General features: G+C 60.7%; 14 protein-coding genes and 1 tRNA gene. All 15 read left to right on the plus strand.

Annotated elements, in window-relative coordinates; translation table 11 throughout:
* The first annotated feature begins 138 nt into the window (after positions 1 to 138).
* The 15 genes from SFLMC1_RS05130 (at position 139) to SFLMC1_RS05200 (ending at position 17,521) form a co-directional block, all read left to right on the plus strand.
* Positions 139 to 216, plus strand: a tRNA-Asp gene (locus tag SFLMC1_RS05130).
* Between the two features lie 340 nt (positions 217 to 556).
* Positions 557 to 1,042, plus strand: coding sequence for an RrF2 family transcriptional regulator (locus SFLMC1_RS05135; protein ID WP_152074132.1), 486 nt, complete (start codon positions 557 to 559; stop codon positions 1,040 to 1,042).
* A 21-nt stretch (positions 1,043 to 1,063) separates the two neighbouring features.
* A complete protein-coding gene (locus SFLMC1_RS05140; RefSeq protein WP_152074131.1) occupies positions 1,064 to 1,969 on the plus strand; it encodes an adenine glycosylase in 906 nt (301 codons plus the stop codon).
* 114 nt (positions 1,970 to 2,083) lie between these two features.
* On the plus strand, positions 2,084 to 2,623 hold the full coding sequence (gene rbr / locus SFLMC1_RS05145; RefSeq protein ID WP_152074130.1) for a rubrerythrin: 540 nt from the start codon (positions 2,084 to 2,086) through the stop codon (positions 2,621 to 2,623).
* Positions 2,624 to 3,342: 719 nt separating this feature from the next.
* Complete coding sequence (locus SFLMC1_RS05150; protein ID WP_152074129.1) at positions 3,343 to 3,765, plus strand: hypothetical protein; 423 nt, start codon at positions 3,343 to 3,345, stop codon at positions 3,763 to 3,765.
* Positions 3,766 to 3,888: 123 nt separating this feature from the next.
* Positions 3,889 to 4,356, plus strand: coding sequence for a DUF6036 family nucleotidyltransferase (locus SFLMC1_RS05155; RefSeq protein WP_152074128.1), 468 nt, complete (start codon positions 3,889 to 3,891; stop codon positions 4,354 to 4,356).
* A 59-nt stretch (positions 4,357 to 4,415) separates the two neighbouring features.
* Complete coding sequence (locus tag SFLMC1_RS05160) at positions 4,416 to 4,979, plus strand: transcriptional regulator (protein WP_152074127.1); 564 nt, start codon at positions 4,416 to 4,418, stop codon at positions 4,977 to 4,979.
* Between the two features lie 51 nt (positions 4,980 to 5,030).
* A complete protein-coding gene (locus SFLMC1_RS05165) occupies positions 5,031 to 6,386 on the plus strand; it encodes a DNA recombination protein RmuC (RefSeq protein ID WP_152074126.1) in 1,356 nt (451 codons plus the stop codon).
* A 125-nt stretch (positions 6,387 to 6,511) separates the two neighbouring features.
* Positions 6,512 to 8,314 carry an ABC transporter ATP-binding protein gene (locus tag SFLMC1_RS05170; RefSeq protein WP_152074125.1) on the plus strand — a complete coding sequence of 601 codons (1,803 nt, stop codon included), beginning with the start codon at positions 6,512 to 6,514 and terminating at the stop codon, positions 8,312 to 8,314.
* A 63-nt stretch (positions 8,315 to 8,377) separates the two neighbouring features.
* Entirely contained in the window at positions 8,378 to 9,043 is a 666-nt protein-coding gene (nth, locus tag SFLMC1_RS05175; RefSeq protein WP_152074124.1) for an endonuclease III, read from the plus strand.
* Positions 9,044 to 9,371: 328 nt separating this feature from the next.
* A complete protein-coding gene (locus SFLMC1_RS05180; protein ID WP_152074123.1) occupies positions 9,372 to 10,838 on the plus strand; it encodes a hypothetical protein in 1,467 nt (488 codons plus the stop codon).
* A gap of 222 nt (positions 10,839 to 11,060) precedes the next feature.
* On the plus strand, positions 11,061 to 14,693 hold the full coding sequence (gene mfd / locus SFLMC1_RS05185) for a transcription-repair coupling factor (protein WP_152074122.1): 3,633 nt from the start codon (positions 11,061 to 11,063) through the stop codon (positions 14,691 to 14,693).
* 216 nt (positions 14,694 to 14,909) lie between these two features.
* Entirely contained in the window at positions 14,910 to 15,773 is an 864-nt protein-coding gene (locus SFLMC1_RS05190; RefSeq protein ID WP_152074121.1) for a phosphatase PAP2 family protein, read from the plus strand.
* A gap of 45 nt (positions 15,774 to 15,818) precedes the next feature.
* A complete protein-coding gene (locus SFLMC1_RS05195) occupies positions 15,819 to 16,844 on the plus strand; it encodes a threonine aldolase family protein (protein ID WP_152074120.1) in 1,026 nt (341 codons plus the stop codon).
* A gap of 77 nt (positions 16,845 to 16,921) precedes the next feature.
* A complete protein-coding gene (locus SFLMC1_RS05200) occupies positions 16,922 to 17,521 on the plus strand; it encodes a GNAT family N-acetyltransferase (RefSeq protein WP_152074119.1) in 600 nt (199 codons plus the stop codon).
* Positions 17,522 to 17,536 lie beyond the last annotated feature (15 nt).

Consider the following 17,536-nt stretch of genomic DNA (forward strand, 5'->3'; position numbering starts at 1 on the left):
CCCGCGCCAGCCGGCCCCGGAGACCCTCCCGGAGGGCCCAAAAAATATTTTCAAAAAAGTTGTTGCGCACCGGACAGGCTTCTGTGTATACTAATCCCCGCAGCGCACGCGAGCGGAAACAAACGCGAACGACTGCCTGGGGAGTTAGCTCAGTTTGGTTAGAGCGCCGGCCTGTCACGTCGGAGGTCGCGGGTTCGAGCCCCGTACTTCCCGCCAATGCAATTAAAACCACGTCTTCGGACGTGGTTTTTTGCGTTTGATAGGACTTTGATCCCATCGGCTCTTTTCGCCCAAAACCAAAGCCTTCCAATTTCCGGACAAGCTCCGCTTGAGACATGGTTCAAACAAGGAATTTGTTGCGCAACGCCTGCTCAATGAAGTAGGGGCAGGTTATACTGAATTGCACTGTGGGCCGTTTTTGATGCAAGAGGCTTCAAACACGGCATTCAGTGGGCACCCATTTTGCAATTTGGGCGTCCATACGGTCATTGGTGTCTCGACGTAAGCTCGGCCCCGGAGCTCGTTCGAGCTGTTCCTATTCTTTGAAAGGGGAAAAATGGACATATCGAGGAAGACTGATTACGCCCTTCGCATGCTCGCGATGCTTGCCGAGGACCCGGAGCGTCTGCTTTCTGTTCGCACCGCCGCCGAAGAGGTCAATGTGCCGTATTCGTTTGCCCGTTCGATCCAGCATGGTTTGGTTCAGGCCGGTATTGTGGAGAGCCTGCGTGGCGTCCATGGCGGCATGCGTCTTAAGGTCAGCCCCGACGATGTCACCATCCGCCAGGTCGTTGAGGCCGTTCAGGGCCCCATCGTCATGAACGATTGCACTGCGCCCGATGGCGACTGTGCGCGCATGGGTACGTGCTGCTATCATTCCCTGTGGGCCGGAGCTCAAGCGCTGATGCGCGACTACCTCGATTCCGTTTCGCTGGGCGATGTCGTCGCTCACCGCCAGTTCCCGGCCGTCGATTCCAAGTTCGCCGACCGCGATGCGTTTCCCGAGTACGCCACCTGTGCGTGCGCTTGCCGGGGGGAATAGCGCCGCATAAGGAGCATAGCCATGATTCAGGACCCCTTTCGTTCGATGATTCGTTCGGAAGGGGTCCTGCGTTATCGCGACCTTCCGTGGCGCCGCACGCGCGACCCGTACATTATTTGGCTTTCCGAGGTTATGCTGCAGCAAACGCAGGTGCCGCGTGTGGAGACGCGTATGCCCGCGTGGCTCGACCGCTTTCCGACCGTACAGGCGCTCGCCCAGGCCGCTCCTTCCGACGTTTTGGACGCTTGGCAGGGGATGGGCTACAACCGGCGTGCTCTGGCGCTTCACAGAGCCGCTCAGTGCGTTATGGAAGACTGGGATGGGGAGTTTCCACGTGAGACGCGCGACCTGGTCGCCCTGCCCGGTATTGGCCCGGCGACGGCGCAGGGCATCCGGTCGTTTGCGTTCGATCTTCCGGGCGTGTATCTGGAGACCAACGTGCGCACGGTCTTTCTGCATCATTTTTTTCCCGATGTGCCGGCCGTTCCCGATCGCGAGCTGGTGCCGCTGATCCAAGCCGCCTGTCCGGCGGCCCCCGGTGCGACGGCGGACGAGATTGCGCCCTTTGCCGCGCCTCAAGACGATGCCGACACGCCGCGCGCGTGGTATTATGCGCTGCTGGATTACGGCGCGTATCTTAAAAAGACGCTGCCAAATCCGTCCAGGCGGTCGGCGGGCTATAGTCGTCAGTCCAAGTTTGAGGGTTCGCGCCGCCAAAAGCGCGCCCACATTGTGCGCATGCTGCTGGCGGCGCGCGATGGGCAGCCGGCGGGCATTACGGTTGATGAAGCTGTTGCAGGCGTTAACGAGATGGAGGCGGCAGCCGGCAGAGAGTCGGTCGAGCGCGAGCTGGTCGCAAGTATTCTTGCCGATCTGGAGCACGAGGGCTTTTGCCGCTCCGAGGGCGATCGTTGGCTGAGTGTGTAGCCCGCTCAAATCTGAAGAACAGGATTGTAAGGTTTAGATTTTCGACATGAGGGCATCCTAAAGACAAGGCCGCTCGAAGCCTACGGGCGGCATGTGTTGAAGGGAAGTACACCTATGGATTTTGAGAACTCCCAAACCAAGAAGAACCTCGAGACCGCTTTTGCCGGTGAGTCCCAGGCGCACACCAAGTATCGCTACTACGCATCTAAGGCCAAAAAGGACGGCTACGTTCAGATCTCGAATATCTTTGCCGAGACCGCAGGTAACGAGTCCGAGCACGCCAAGCTGTGGTTTAAGTATCTGCACGACGGCGCCGTTCCCGACACCCTGGACAACTTGCGTGATGCCGCTGCGGGCGAGAACTACGAGTGGACCACGATGTACGACGAGTTTGCCAAGACCGCCGAGGAGGAGGGCTTTGCCGAGATTGCCGCAAAGTTCCGCGGCGTCGGTGCTGTCGAGAAGGCTCACGAGGAGCGCTACAACAAGCTTGTCGCACGCATTGAGTCGGGCGAGGTGTTTGAGCGCGAGGGCGTGAAGGTATGGAAGTGCCTGAACTGCGGGCACCTGCATGTGGGTGCCGAAGCGCCCGAGGTGTGCCCGGTGTGCAATCACCCGAAGGCGTACTTTGAGGAGCAGGTGGTGAACTACTAGCGCCGATACGAACGTGGACTGCGGAGCGCAGGGCGGGGAAATACCTTCCCCTCTCGCTCACGGCTCCGCAGGGTTGCGCGAGGCAAAGGTATTTCCCCGCCCTGCGCTCTGGCGTTGGGTCGTCGCGTGCTCGCTACAGAAAAGCTGATAATTAAGTTTGTGTGCCGTCCCTTTTGGGGCGGCACGTCTTGTATGGGGTGGACAGTTAGTTCAGATACGTATTTTTCCAATCACTCTGCGGTCGGCTTTTTGGCAGTTGGAGGCCTATCGAGCCCCTTTGGGCTGCCTGAAGGGCCTGGTTTTAGGTCTTACTTGCCCGTTGTGTGGAATCAATCGCGCCAAACGTAGCATCTTAGGGCATATGGAGGGGGTCTGAATTATACGTATTTGAACTAACTGTCCAGGGTGCTTCGCCCAAGGCCGTGCCGCCTTGTTTTTTCGCACCTCATTCGGGGCGCCGCGCCTTGTTTGAGGTTCCGGTCTCCACATTTTTCGTCAAGCTTTTGGTTAGATTTTGGTCAGTTGGCGTAAGGGCGGAAGGCCAAAAGATTGCTGACGAAAAAAGCTCAGAGAAAGTGCTGGTAGGGGAGTCGTTGAGCTTTTCGACAGCTTTCTGGTAAAAGAAACTTTGCAGCTATTGCTACGGATTGCGTTGCCGTGGCCTTGGCGGTGCGGGATGCTGGGCGTAAGCGTCGAATGCTCCGATTGAGGAGGCCAGCATGGATCTGTTTCTTGAGACTCCGCAGCAACAAGCCGAGCGCATGTTGCGCCAGCAGCAACGGCTCATGGAGATGCAAATGCAAAGGGCAGCCGCCCAGCCCCCTGCGCAAAATGCCACGCCCGCGGTTTCGCTTGCGGGCGGATCGGCGCCAGAGAACTATTCCGTACAACAAGATTCGTATGCGCAGGAGCTTGCGTTCGACAAACGCCGCACGCGTCACCGCCGCGTGGGCCAGCGCCTGCGCACATTAGCGATGATCGTGCTCATTCCGTTAGGACTTGCGGCGATTTTCTTGGTCTCGTATGCGTTCACCTGCATCCTCAACGGCGCCTCGCCCAATGAAGTGCTCCAACATCTGTCAGCCCTCGGCCGGCGCCTAGGCGATGTCATAACAACCATCCGCGCCGGCTGGGAGAGTTAGCGTTTGTCACATTAGGACTTCTAGGATGTAGGGGTTATCGCCACGAGTAGAATTCTTGCATCCTGTAGGTACTGTCGTGCGACTGAATAGTATTATTAAAGATAAATAATAATAGGATTTGCTATGTATAAGCAGGATTTAGAGCAGACTCTTTTGGGCATTGACGAAGAGGCGGAGCTGGAAATAGGTCCAAGAGACGATAGGCCGAGCGTTATATTGGTGGGAGGATGCGCCTTCATGCTAAACGATGTGACGAATCGATCGGTTACACATGACATTGATGTGTTTGAGGCAGACAGGTGTCCCTGCGAGATCATAGCTCGATACCCCGAGGTGAATGGTATGGCAGTGGCATATTGCAACCAGATGCCATTCAATTACGAAAATCGCCTGATCCCACTGGAGATTGGGGCGCATTTTATCAGGTACTTTACGCCATCTTTGGAGGATCTGGCGGTGATGAAGCTTTATGCCTATCGTCCGAACGACATCGTTGACCTCCATAGTCGAACATTTATCGATCGACTTGATTGGGATCTGCTCGAGCGGCTTATATTCGATGAAGGAGAGGCGTTGGCCTCGTCGCCTTAGGAGCGGAGTTATCAAGAGATGGTCTGCGCATACAGGCAATACAAAAAGGAGGTGTTCGGTTGAATCTGACCTTTGAGGGATTCTTAAAAGGCTATTGCCGAGAGCTATCTGGACAGCAGTCACTAAGTTTTAGAAAACTGGTTGAGCGGGCGACGACGGTTGCGCCGCGCGTGGCGGAGCCTCTGTTTTTGCTCGCTTTGGCGCAAGGAAAAGCCGAATACGTTCTGGGTTTATCCGAGGGCTCGTGGATGGAAGAGGATTACCGAGGCGTTTTGTCCTTGTACAGTCAAGCGGGTAACATGGCGTCTCTATGCGCCAAAAGTGAGCTCCCTAATCGTTATGCCAACGTTTGGCGTGCGTATAGAGGGGTGAAAGAAAAGCCAGCGGCCAACAGAAGGGTGAACGCCCTGATGAGAAAGAGAACACTGAAAGCATTGGAGGAATCGGGTGTAACGCGCTATGGCCTCTGCCGTGCTCTGCACTTGAATAAAGGAAACGTATACGCATACTTGGCCGGCAATGACTCAAAAGTGAGCAGGGAGACGGCGCGCCGCATTATGAAATATGCGGAGGAGAGAAGCGCACAAGAAGGGGCTGGGCGCCCGGTGCGTGTGGCGGGGTAAGATTGATCGCGGTTTTGATTGATACTCGATTGGGTTTGTTGGGCGGAGTCTATGTCTGCTATTGATATTGCGCTTGTTGTGATTGCCTTGGTGGCGGTGGGAGTTGCTGTGGTTTGCGCCCTGCAGCTTAAGGGCCTGCGTGCCGAGTTGCGAGAGCGTGGCGGCAACGACGCGGAGACGCTCGCGGCGCTCGAGCAGGCCAACAGCACACTCGATGCCCTCAACGTCGCGCTGGCAGAAACCCGCCGCACGGCAAACGCCATCGCGCAGCAGCAGACGACCGACGCCGCCGTGGAGCAGCAGCGCTACCTGACCATTGCGCGCGAGTTCTCACAGGCCGGCGACCGCATGGACGATCTGCGCCGTGAGACGGCCCAGCAGCTCGGCGCCAACCGCGAGGGCATCGAGCACCGCCTGGACAAGGTGCGCGAGACGGTCGATGCCCAGCTGGGTGCCATCCGCAAGGACAACAACGTTCAGCTCGACCAGATGCGCGCGACGGTGGACGAGAAGCTTTCCCGTACGCTCAACGATCGTCTGTCCGCATCGTTTAAGCAGGTGAGTGATCAGCTCGAGGCCGTGTACAAGGGCCTGGGCGACATGCAGTCCATCGCCACCGGCGTGGGCGACCTTAAGCGCGTGCTGGGCAATGTGAAGGCGCGCGGCATTTTGGGCGAGGTGCAGCTGGGCGCGATCCTGGCGGACATCCTTACGCCCGACCAGTATCTGGAAAACGTTGCCACCAAGCCTGGCGCCTCGGAGCGTGTTGAGTTTGCCGTCAAGCTGCCGGTAGACGAGGGCGATCCCGTGCTGCTGCCGATTGACTCCAAATTCCCGGGCGACGCGTACGAGCATTTGCTTGATGCCCAGGAGTCGGGCGACGCGGAGGCCGTCGCCACTGCGCGCAAGACGCTCGATGCGATGGTCAAACGCGAGGCAAAGGACATCTGCGAGAAGTACCTGAGCGTGCCCGCGACGACCAACTTTGGCATTCTGTTCGTGCCGTTTGAGGGCCTGTTCGCCGAGGTCGTCAGTCGTCCCGGGCTTATCGAGACCCTGGGCCGCGATTATCACGTCAACGTTGCCGGCCCCAGCACCATGGCCGCCATCCTCAACAGCCTGCAGATGAGCTACCAGACGTTTAGGCTGCAAAAACGCACCGATGATGTGTTGCGCGTGCTTTCCGCCGTCAAGGCCGAGCTGCCGCGCTATCAAGCGGCGCTGCGTCGCGCCCAACAGCAGATCGAGACCGCGGGAAAGACGGTCGAGGGCATCATCACCACGCGCACCAACGTCATGGAGCGCAAGCTCAAGGATATCGACGCCCTGGAGGATGCCGACGAGGCCGACGCGATCTTGGGGCTCACGTCCGCGGGCCTGCCCGCAGATCAAGAAGACGAGGACTAGCTGTGCCTGACGGCGGGGCGTCTGCGCAAGCGCGGAGCGCGGGCGCTTTTCGTGTCGTACGTGCTTGAAGCGCGCTTTAGTGTGCAACAATGGCGTTTCGCCCTATCAGACGCGAAAGGAAGCCTATGTCTCAGAAAAGCACCAGTCCGCTCAAACGCTCCACCGTGCGCCGCACGTTGCAGCGTTTTTGGGATGTCACGCGCACGCAGCCGCTGATCGTCTTTCTCTCGGTATTCTCGTCGGCGGGCTATATCTTTTTGCTTACGTTTGCCAACACCTACGTGATGGCGCTTATCGTCGACCGCGTCCAGGCCGGCCCCGTGGCAGGCGACCAGGTGTTTGAGGTCTTTAGCCCCTATATTCTGGCGCTCGTGCTCGTTAACCTGGTAGGCCAGATCCTCTCCAAGCTGCAGGATTACACCGTCTACAAGCTCGAGATTGCGGGCAACTATCACCTGGCGCGCTTGTGCTTCGACACGCTCTCCAACCAATCCATGACATTCCACACCAGTCGATTTGGCGGATCGCTTGTGAGCCAGACGAGCCGTTTTATGAGCGGCTACACGGGTCTGGTGGACGTGACGGTGTATTCGCTCATCCCCACTATCACCTCGGTTGTCTGCACGGTGGCGGCGCTCGCCCCGGTGGTGCCTGCATTTACCGTGATCCTGGTGGGCATCATGGTCGTCTACATCGCGTTTGTCTGGCTTATGTACAAGCGCATCATGCCGCTTTCGGCCGCGACGTCCGCCGCGCAGAACAAGCTGTCGGGCGTGCTGTCCGACGCGGTCACGAACATCTTGGCCGTCAAGACCTGCGGGCGCGAGGACTTTGAGCGCGACCTATTCGATACCGCCGACCGTGCCGCGCGCGATGCCGAAACGGTATCGATGCACGCCATGATGCAACGCAACTTTACGACCTCGGGCCTTATCGTCATTACCATGGCCGTGGTGAGTGTGTTCGCCGCGGGTGGCAACGCGTGGTTTGGCATTTCGGCCGGCGTGCTCGTCATGATCTTTACCTACACGTACAACCTCACTATGCGTCTGAACTACGTGAGCTCCATGATGCAACGCATCAACCGCGCGCTGGGCGACGCCGCCGAGATGACGCGCGTGCTGGACGAGCCGCGTCTGGTGGCAGACGACGCGCATGCCCCCGAGCTCAAGGTGCGCGAGGGCGCAATTGATTTTGAGCACTTGAGCTTTGCATACCGTGACGCCGCGGTGGGCGAGAACGTGTTCGATGACCTGACGCTCCATGTGGCGGCGGGCCAGCGCGTGGGCCTGGTGGGCAAATCGGGCTCGGGCAAGACGACACTTACCAAGCTGTTGCTTCGCCTGGACGACGTGCAAGGCGGCCGCGTGCTCGTGGACGGCCAGGATGTCTCGCGCTGCACGCAGCAGAGCCTGCGCCGCCAGGTTGCCTACGTGCCGCAGGAGGCGCTGCTGTTCCACCGCTCCATTCGCGAGAATATCGCCTACGGCCGCCCCGACGCCACCGACGAGCAGATTCGCGAGGCGGCTCACTTGGCTAATGCGACTGAGTTTATCGACCGCCTGCCCCGTGGCTTTGACACCATGGTGGGCGAGCGCGGCGTCAAGCTTTCGGGCGGCCAGCGCCAGCGCGTGGCCATCGCCCGCGCCATCCTCACCGATGCGCCGATTCTGGTGCTCGACGAGGCAACGTCTGCCTTGGACAGTGAGTCCGAGGCGCTGGTGCAGGAAGCGCTCGAGAACCTGATGCGCGGCCGCACCTCCATTGTGGTGGCGCACCGCCTGTCCACCGTGGCGGCGCTCGATCGCATCGTGGTGCTGGCGGACGGCGAGATTGTCGAGGACGGTACGCATGCGCAGCTCGTCGAGGCGGGCGGCGAATATGCAAGCCTGTGGAGCCGCCAGACCGGCGCATTTTTGGAGGCTTAAGGTCCCCGTACGTGGGACAATCGTTTTTGTGAAGTTATGTTTCTGCCGATCCGAGGAGTCGTTATGCCACGCGAGACCAATGCCGCCAAACGCGAGCGCGCCGTTGAGGTGTGCGAGCGCCTTAACCGTCGCTATGGCCCGGTCGAGTGCTTTTTGGACCACGAGAATCCCTTTAGGCTACTTATCTCGGTACTGCTCTCGGCTCAGACGACCGACGCGCAGGTCAATAAGGTAACGCCCCAACTATTTGCCCAGTGGCCCACGTCCGAGGCCATGGCCGGGGCAAGTGTGACCGACGTGGCCGAGACCATCAAGTCACTCGGCTTTTATAAGAGCAAGGCCAAGCACGCCGTGGAGGCCGCGCAGATGATCGTTGCCGATTACGGCGGCGAGGTACCGGCCGACATGAAGGAGCTCGTCAAGTTGCCGGGTGTGGGACGTAAAACGGCGAACATCGTGCTCAACGTGGGGTTTGGCATTGTCGAGGGCATCGCGGTCGATACGCACGTCAACCGCATCGCGCACCGCCTGATGCTGAGCCCCAAGACGCATGCCAAAGAGCCGCTCAAGACCGAGCAAGATCTGCTCAAGATTCTGCCGCACGAGTATTGGGGATCGGTCAACCACCAGTGGATCACCTTTGGCCGCGAGATCTGCGACGCCCGCAAACCCAAGTGCGATGAGTGCCCGCTGGCAGACCTTTGCCCCAGCGTGCGTGTGATGGGGTAGGGGCCCGCCGCATTTTGCCGGCACCCGAGGACGGCGACTAATGTTGCGCAGCACATGTGGGTCGCGAGGGCTCAATATGATGGCGACAGATGCCGTTTGTTGTGAGGGGATGCCCGAATATGTCTTGCACCAAGTGTGGCTCCGAGATGCCCGACGGAACTGATTTTTACACGAACTGCGGGGCTGGGCATGCGCTTGAGCAGGAGTATATGTTGCTTCCTGTCGCCTCATGCAAAAATGTGTTGCTAATTTAGAAGCCTATTCAAGCGCGCCGAAGTCGTGGCGTGCTGGCGTAGCATGAACAAAAAATCAAGCAATGGAGGGCAACGTGGCAACATTGAAGACGCGAGAGCTTGAAGATTATTTTGAGCGCATTGTGCGCACGCGCGAAGGTGACCTACCTGGTCGTCGCAAAGGCGACGAATACTTGTCTCAAACCCATGCACTCTACCATGGCGACCCTGCGCCCTGGGCTTTAACGCCAAAGATATTCGATAAGGATATGACGGCGCTTCTTAAGGAGGCGGCCGAGCGCATGTACGGCATTATGGACAAGGTGACACGGGCGTTTTGTTCCGATGCCTCCGTGCGTGCATGGTTTCGCATGGATCCGGCTTTTGCTGACCTGTGCGCAATGGATGCCGGCTATGATTGCCAGATCCCCCTTGCGCGCGTTGATATCTTTCTTGACGAGGACGCCGGTTCGTATACGTTTTGCGAGCTCAATACCGATGGCAGTGCTGGAATGGTAGTGACCGATGCGGTCTGTCAGGCAGTGCGAATGACGCCTTCCTTTGAGGAGTTTGCATCCGACCACCCCGGCTTTCGGCAGTACGATTTATGCGGCAGCTGGATAGATGCATTGTTTGAGACCTATGCAGAGTGGGAGCTGGCCCATCCTCGCCGCACCGAGGATGGTGCGCGATCGGACGACGGGGCCTGCGTTGACGAGGGGCTCTATGCACCGCAATCAAAGATATATCCTGCTTCGGTGGCAATCGTCGACTATTCGGAAAGCATCGACTTGGAAGATGCAGCTCATTTTGTCGACCTTATGAGGCAGCGGGGCGTAGTCGCACGCTTTGCGGATGTGCGTGACCTGCGGATTGTCGAAGAAGAGGGCGGTGCTAGGCGCCTGTGCGATGCCGCTGGTCCTATTGATTGCGTTTGGCGGCGCGCGGTGACCGGCGAGCTGTGGGATAAGCCGTGCGACGGACGCTCGGCCTTAATCGAGGCTGCCCAAGAAGGGCTTGCATGCATCGTCGGTGGTTTTAGAACGTGGCCGTGTGCGACTAAGACCGTATTTGCGTTTTTGTGGTCTCGAGCCGGGCAGTCCTTGTTGAGCCCTGAGGAGCAATCGTTTGTACGGGAGCATGTGCCCTATACCGAGATTTTGGACGAAAGCACCCAGTTGTCGAGATTTGCCGAAAAGGATCGATGGATTGTCAAGCCGTGCGGCGGCTACAACGCGGTTGGCGTTGTCGCCGGTTTGGATGTCACGGAACGGGAATGGTCCCAGGTGCTTGCTCGCGCTGTGGCAGCTGGGGCGATTGTGCAGGAGTATGCTCAGCAGTATCAGACTCCCTGCTTGCGCGGAACGCTTGTCGATGGGCCGCATCGAGGAGAGGCGCCCAAAGGACTTGTGGATGATCTTGGTTTTGCGCCCGCTTCTAATATGGAAGGCCTGTACCTGTATCGCGGCCGTTTTGCGGGCGTGTACACACGCGTCGGTTTTGCCAACACCATAGGTGAGTGGACGAGCCGCCTGAACGTTGCGAGCTTTTTTGAGGAATAGCCGTTTCTTGGGGCACCTTCCGTGGTTGCGGCGTTCGACGTGACGGGGAGATTTTGGCGGGGCCGGTGAGTTCAGTTCTGTCTGGCGTTTTTGTTGCGGGGCTGGGTGTACGCCTGAGCTGGAGTCCCCTCCATGCGCTACCATGACAGGCAACGAATTTGACGAACGACCCGTCGAGCTTGCCTCGGCGGGCTTTTGGCGTTGCAATGCCGGAGGAACAGCATGCTCATTCACCGTATAGCCGCGCAGCTCTACACTGCCGAGGCGCTGCAGACCGTCGAGGCCGGGCTCGATTCTGGCGAGGACGTGACGCTGGCCGTGTCTCAGTCGGGCCGAACGCTTATGGCCGCCGCCCAGTTTGCGCGTCGTCCACGCCCCACGGTCTACATCGTGAGCGGCGAGGATGCGGCCGATCGCGCCGCACGCAGCCTTGCCGCCTACGTGGGCCTGGCGCACGTGTGCCGCTTTCCCGAGCGCAAGGACTACCCTTGGCGCGAACAAGCGCCCGACGATGCCGTGGTGGCGCAGCGCTGCGAGGCGCTGGGGCGCATCGTGCGCGGAGACAACTGCATCATGGTCGCCTCGGCCCGCGCACTGCTGCGCTGCGTGCCGCCGGTCGAGAGCCACTACTGGGAGTCCACTACTTTTGCGGTGGGCGAGGAGATTCCCTTTGACGAGGTGCCGCAGCGTCTGGTGGGCATGGGCTACACCAATGCCGGTGCCGCCGACGCGCCCGGCCTGTTCCGTGTGCACGGCGACACCGTCGAGGTGTTTCCCGCGCAGGAAAAGGCGCCTGTGCGCATTGAGTTTTTCGGCGACGAGATCGACCGCATCCGCCGCATGGTGAGTTCAACGGGCCAGACCATCGGCAACGAGGACAGCATCGAGATCTTCCCGTGCCGCGAGCTCGCACTCACCGACGACGCCGTCCACAACATGCATGTGGCGCTCTACCGCGCCAGCCAGGACGACAGCAAGTTGGCGGCGCTGCTCGAGATGGTGGATGCGCGCATCGTCACGCCCGAGCTCGACCGTTTTTTGCCGGTGATGTACGGCCAGACCGTGAGCCCGCTGTCGCACGTGAGTGGCAAGGCGCTCGTGGTGCTGTCCGAGCCGCGCTCGCTGTTCGACGATTGCCTGCGTGCCTACGAGGATATCGAGGCCCGTGCCGGCGAGGCGGGGGTCGACCGTCTGGACGGCCTGTACGTGCGCGCCCAGCAGCTCGACTTTGGTGCTCAGCAGCGCCTGAACTACGTGAGCCTGATCCGTGCCGGCGGTGCGGTTACGGCGGAGCTCAAGATTGAGCAGCCAGCTATTGCAGGCTCGGATAACCGTTTTATGACGCGCATCCAGGAGGTCGTGGGCAAGCGCTATGCCTGCGTGTTTGCCATTCCCGACCGCGGCGCGCGCGAGTCGATGGAGCTCACCTTTGGCGACGAGGGCATTACCTTTGAGGAATCGCTGACCGCGGCGCCCGAAAATGCCGGCGCTATCGGCGACCGCGTACGCGTGGCAGCGGCGGATTCTGCCGACCGTGCAGCCCGCCAGGATGCCCATGCTGCGATTCGCGAGCGCAAGGCCGACGCGCTCAACGCCCGCTCGCTCGAGGCGGGTGCCGCCCAGGCTGCCGCCGGCGCCGCCGTGCCCACCATCTCGCGCGGACGCGTGACCTTTGTCGATGCCGCCTTGCCGCAGGGCGTGGTGGTGCCCGACGCCAACCTGGCTGTGTTCTCAATCGCCGACCTCAACGCCCGCATGGATGCCAACCGCGCGCGCAGCCGCCGCAAGGTTGACATTACGCAGATTACCTTCCCGTTTAAGCCGGGCGACTACGTGGTGCACGCTACCCACGGCATCGCGCTCTTTAGCGAGATCGCGCGCCAGGAAGTGGGCGGCAAGGAGCGCGACTACTTTTTGCTGGAATATGCCGATGGCGACAAGCTCTACGTGCCGCTGGAGCAGGTTGACCGCATCACGCGTTACGTTGGCCCCGACGGCGACAAGCCGCGCCTGACCAGGCTCAACACCGCCGACTGGACGCGGGCTACCAACAAGGCGCGCAAGAATGCCAAAAAGCTGGCGTTTGACCTGGTCGACCTGTATACGCGCCGCTCGTCGATTACCGGTATCGCCTGTCCGCCCGATACGCCCGAACAGATCGAGATGGAGCAGAGCTTCCCCTACGACGAGACGCGCGACCAGCTGGAGGCTATCGCCGACATCAAGGCCGACATGGAGGCGCCCAAGCCCATGGACCGCCTGCTGTGCGGCGACGTGGGCTTTGGCAAGACCGAGGTCGCCCTGCGCGCGGCCTTTAAGTGCGTTGACTCCGGCCGCCAGGTCATGGTGCTCTGCCCCACGACCATTCTGGCCCAACAGCACTACGAGACGTTCTTTGAGCGCTTTGCCCCGTTTGGCCTGGAGGTCGAGGTGCTCAGCCGCTTTCGCACGCCGGCGCAGCAAAAGCGTGCGCTCAAGGCGTTCGCCGAGGGCACGATCGACGTGCTTATCGGCACGCACCGCCTGCTTTCGGCCGATGTGAACCCCAAAAACCTGGGCTTGGTGATCATCGACGAGGAACAGCGCTTTGGCGTGCAGCATAAGGAACAGCTCAAGAACCTGCGCGAGCAGATCGACGTGCTCACGCTTTCGGCCACGCCCATTCCGCGAACCATGCAGATGGCCACGAGCGGTGTGCGCGATATGAGCCTGATCACCACGCCGCCGACCGGGCGCCGTCCCGTGATCGTGCACGTGGGGGAGTACGATCCCGACGTGGTGAGCGCGGCGATTCGCCTGGAGGTGGGCCGCGGCGGTCAGGTGTACTACGTGTCCAACCGCGTCAAGACCATCGACGACGCCGTGGCGCGCGTGCACGAGGCCGCGCCCGAGGCGCGCGTGGGCGTGGCACACGGCAAGATGAGCCCGCGCGAGGTCGAGGACGTGATGATCGAGTTCGCGACCAAGAAGATCGACGTGCTCATCGCCACGACCATCGTGGAGAGCGGCATCGACAACGCGACGGCCAACACGCTCATCATCGAGGATTCGCAGCGTCTGGGTCTGGCACAGCTCTACCAGCTCAAGGGCCGCGTGGGCCGCTCTGCCACGCAGGCCTACGCGTACTTTATGTTCCCGGGCGAGCTGCCGCTCACCGAGGAGGCCACGGCACGCCTGACCGCACTGTCCGAGTTCCAGGACCTGGGCAGCGGCATGCGCATTGCCATGCGCGACCTGGAGATCCGCGGTGCCGGTTCGCTTATGGGTGCCGAGCAGCACGGCAACCTATCGAGCGTGGGCTTTGACCTGTTTACGCAGATGCTGGGCCAGGCCGTGGCTGAGGCGCGCGGCGATGACGATGCCGGCATGGAGGCGGCGAGCGTGGGCATTAACCTGCCGGCCGATTACTTCTTGTCCGAGGAGTACCTACCGGCGGTGGACCAGCGCGTGCTCGTGTACCGCAAGCTCGCGGCGGCCGAGGACCTGGAGAGTATCGACGAGGTGCAGGAAGAGACCGAGGCCGCGCACGGTGAGCTGCCACTGGCAGGACTCAACCTGTTCAACCGCGCGCGCATCCGTATCCGCGGCGAGCGCTTGGGGCTCGAGAGCGTTACGCTCAGCGGTGGGCGCATTACCTTCCTGGGCGTTGACGTTCCCAAGAAGGTAGCCTTTGAGCTTAAGACCCGCTATGGCGCGGTGAACTTCCCCAAAAGCCGCAAGCTGTCGGTGCCCTACAAGGCCGGCGCCGGGGCGGGCAGCGGCCTGGGCCGCGGCCTTGACGCCAGCGACGGCACCGGTCCGGTGGCAGCCGCCCTCATGCTGCTGCAGCAGCTGGGCGCGAGCGACGACGACTAATTGGGGTGACGCTGCAAACGCCCCATTTGGGCAATCTGTCCCTCACTCGTCGGTCGCGTACTCAAGTACGCTTCCCTTCTCTTTCGGGCCACCTTGCCACAAATGGAACGTTTTCGCTTACTTATGCTCAACCTGTAAGGGTTTTTACGGGACAAAGCTATCTTCGTCTCACTCACATTGCAGGTTGACCGCCCTTCACCCGACCGAAAGGAAAGTATGTTCGGGTACATCTATAAGAAAGATGTCGCCATTATCGCGGTTGTTCTGGCCTTTTGTCTGCTCGTTGGGTCGTTTTTCGATTATCAGATCTCGAGTGCGCTGTTCAACTCGTCCAGCCTGTTCGGCCGCTTTGTCGAGGCGGCCGGTGAGCTGCCGTTCGAGCTGACGGCAAGCGTTGCGGGCGTTATGCTCGTGCGCTCGGCACGCCCCGATTCCAAGGCGAGCAAGTGGCTCGCCGCGCTGGGCATTTTGATCAACGTTGGCCTGGTCGGCTACGAGATTATCGGATCGCTGCGCGTCGGCGGCAAGCTTATTGCGTTTCAGCTGGTGCTGACGTTTACGCTGGTCATCGCGGCCAACCTCATCGCCTATCGCCTCACGCGCGACACCGACCCCGACGATCTCACGCGCTGGGCGCTGATGGTGCTTGCCGTGTGGGTCGCTCAGGCCATCATCCTCAACGTGATTGTCAAGCCGCTGTGGTCGCGCCCGCGCATGCGCGTGATCGAGGTCACGCCGGGGCTCAATTTTCAGCCGTGGTGGGTAATCGGCAATCCCGATAAGTGGAGCTATATTGCGGCCGGCGTAATCAAGGACGGCTTTAAGTCGTTCGCGAGCGGGCACACGGCGCACGCGGCGATCGGCCTTATGCTTGCGGGGCTTCCCGCGGCGGCCTTTACGGAAAAGCCTTCGCGTCGTCGCGTGGTCTTTTGGGTGGCGGCGGCCGTCGCGGCGCTCGTCGCCTTTGGCCGTATCGTGATCGGTGCACACTTTTTGACTGACGTGAGCTGCGGCTTTGCCCTGGTGTTGGCACTTGAGTGCCTTGCCGCGCGCGTTGCCTATCCGCACGGCGTACAATAGCCCCACCTGAATCATCTGGTCGATACCTGGTAAGAGAGGATTGCCATGCTCGCGTTCAACAACGACTATTCCCACGGCGCACACCCGGCGGTGCTGCAGGCGCTCGTCGACACCAACATGGAGCCGCAGCCCGGCTACGGCACCGATGCGCATACCGAGCGTGCCAAGCAGCTTATCCGCGAGGCCTGTCAGGCCCCCGATGCCGACGTGTTTTTGCTGGTGGGCGGCACGCAGACCAACGCGACGGTGATTGACATGCTGCTCGCGCCGTACGAGGGCGTCGTTGCTGCTGAGACTGGCCACGTCGCCTGCCACGAGGCGGGCGCCATCGAGTTTGGCGGCCACAAGGTGCTCACCATCCCCGGCTACGAGGGCAAGATGCACGCCGAGGACCTCAAGAACTATATCCAGGTGTTCTACGAAAACGAGAGCTACGAGCATACGGTGTTCCCGGGTGCCGTGTACGTGAGCCTATCGACCGAGTACGGCACGCTGTACTCCAAGACTGAGCTCGCGGCGATTCATGCAGTGTGCCAGAAGCGCGATATTCCGCTGTTTGTGGATGGCGCCCGCCTGGCCTATGCGCTGGCGGCCGATGAGTGCGACATTACCCTGCCCGAGCTGGCGCAGCTGTGTGACGTGTTCTACATCGGCGGCACAAAGTGCGGCGCCCTGTGCGGCGAGGCCGTGGTGTTTTGCGGCATGCACGCCCCGGCGCACCCCATTCCGCGCATTAAGCAGCACGGCGCGCTGCTTGCCAAGGGCCGCCTGACGGGTGTGCAGTTTGAGGCGCTCTTTACCGATGGCCTGTATTATGAGATTGGTCGGCAGGCGATTGAGACGGCTCAGGCGCTGCGCCGCGTGCTGCACGAGCGTGGCTACCAGTTCTTTTTGGAGACGCCGACCAACCAGCAGTTCGTGATTCTGCCCAACGAGGATATGGCCCGCATTCGCGAGCATGCCTCGATCGAGTACTGGGAAAAGTACGACGAGACCCACATGGTGGTGCGCTTTTGCACCAGCTGGGCCACGACGCAAGAGGACATCGATGCGCTGGCGGCGGTTCTGTAGGTTGATGTGACGAAGAGGGCCGCCTTGCGCTTGGATTTGGCGTGGGGCGGCTCTTGCTTTTGAGGGGGAGGGGCTGTATGCCCGAGAAATCCGAGATGTCCGAGCCGACGATTCGCCTGGCGACGCCCGATGATGCGCCGGCGTTGCTTGCCATCTATGAGCCGTATGTGCGCCAGACGGCGATTACCTGCGAGTACGAGGTGCCGAGTGTTGAGGAGTTCGCCGGGCGCATCGAGCGTACGCTCAAGCGCTATCCGTACCTGGTGATGGAACTGGACGGGCGCCCGGTGGGGTATGCCTATGTGAGCGCGCTCAACAGCCGCGAGGCGTACGACTGGTCGGTCGAGACGTCGATCTACCTGGCGCGCGACGTGCGTCATGGCGGGCTGGGCCGCAAGCTGCACGATGCTCTTAAGCAGTGCCTGGTCGCGATGGGCATCACCAATATGTGCGCGCTCATCGCCGTGCCGCACGACAAGGACGACGAGTACCTGACGCACAACAGCCAGGATTTCCATGCCCATATGGGATATCGCCTGGTGGGCGCCTTTGATCGCTGCGCCCAAAAGTTCGGCCGCTGGTACGACATGTGCTGGATGGAGCTGGTCCTAGCCGAGCGCACACCCAACCAACCCAAGCCAACCTGGTTCCCCGACCTTCCCAAACCTACCATTTAGGGACAGGTTTATTTT

The sequence above is a fragment of the Collinsella aerofaciens genome, assembly GCF_901212495.1.
GTDB classification, from domain to species: Bacteria; Actinomycetota; Coriobacteriia; order Coriobacteriales; family Coriobacteriaceae; genus Collinsella; species Collinsella aerofaciens_H.